At 67.6% G+C, this 1,420-nt stretch carries 1 pseudogene; it reads left to right on the top strand.

The window, feature by feature from the left end:
* Positions 1-119 precede the first annotated feature (119 nt).
* Positions 120-1,420, top strand: a pseudogene (locus ACWEIJ_RS46010) (IS701 family transposase); the annotation flags it as partial.

Genomic DNA, 1,420 nt, shown 5'->3' with positions numbered 1-1,420 from the left:
CTAGTACTACAGCCGCATGGCGTGATCTTGGTCGATGACCTGCCGGGGATGTGAGACGGCCACCGTGATCAACTTCGAGGTGTGTTGGGACTCGAAGCGAAACGGTGGCCGCGTTGCCGATCTTAGACCTGGACGCGTGGCGGGCCGGGTTCGACGACCTGTTCGCCCGGTTCGCGGGCCGGTTCGTGCAGGTCCAGACCCGCAGACGGGCGCGTGCCTATCTGCTGGGCCTGCTGTCGCGGACCGAACGCAAGAACGGGTGGACCCTGGCCGAGCAGGCCGGCGAGGCCACCCCGGACGGTATGCAACGCCTGCTCGGCCACGCGGCGTGGGACGTGGACCAGGTGCGCGACGACCTGCGCGGCTATGTGGCAGACCATCTCGGGCATGAGCAGGCGGTGCTGGTCGCCGACGAGACAGGGTTTCTGAAGAAGGGCGTCAAGTCCGCCGGGGTGCAGCGGCAGTATTCCGGTACCGCCGGGCGGATCGAGAACTGCCAGCTCGGCGTGTTCCTGGCCTACGCCTCCCCGCACGGACGGGCGCTGATCGACCGCGAGCTCTACCTGCCCAAGACCAGCTGGTGCGACGACCGGGACCGGTGCCGTGAGGCCGGGATCGACGACGAGGTCGAGTTCGCGACCAAACCGGAACTGGCCCGCCTCATGCTCGAACGGGCCGTGGACGCGGGCGTGCCGTTCTCGTGGTTCACCGCCGACGAGGCCTACGGCCAGAACCCCGGCCTGCGGTCCTGGCTGGAACAACGGGGTATCGCCTACGTCATGGCGATCCCGTGCAAGCAGGAACTCCCCACCGCCACGGGGAAACGACGTGCCGACACCCTGGCCAGGCTCGTGCCGAAATCGGCCTGGCAGCGCCGTTCCTGCGGGGACGGCGCCAAGGGGCCACGGCTGTATGACTGGGCACTGGTCGACGTCGGTGAACACCACAGTCTGCTGATCCGCCGCTCGCTCACCCCCAACGCCAAGGGCGTCCGCGAGCTGGCGTACTTCCTCTGCTACACACCAAATCCGGCGCCGCTGGACGTGTTGGTGCGGGTGGCCGGGAGCCGGTGGGCGGTCGAGGAGTGCTTCCAGGCGGCCAAGAACGAGGTCGGCCTGGACCACTACCAGGTCCGTAAGTACGGCGCCTGGTACCGGCACATCACTCTCGCGATGCTCGCCCACGCCTTCCTCGCCGTCACGGCGAAGACGGAAAAGGGGGCTCTACGGACCGTGATGACGGCCTGATCCCGTTGAGCGTCAACGAGATCAGGCGCCTGCACGCCGTCCTGACCTTCACCCCGCACCCGCTTTCGCACGCCGAGGCATGGTCGCGCTGGCGACGACGCCACCAACACCGAGCCCGACAATGCCATTACCAGCGACGACTCACAGGTCACGCCATGCGGCTGTAGTACTAG

The organism is Lentzea sp. NPDC004789 (assembly GCF_053601075.1).
This window is presented reverse-complemented; position numbering and strand designations above follow the sequence as displayed.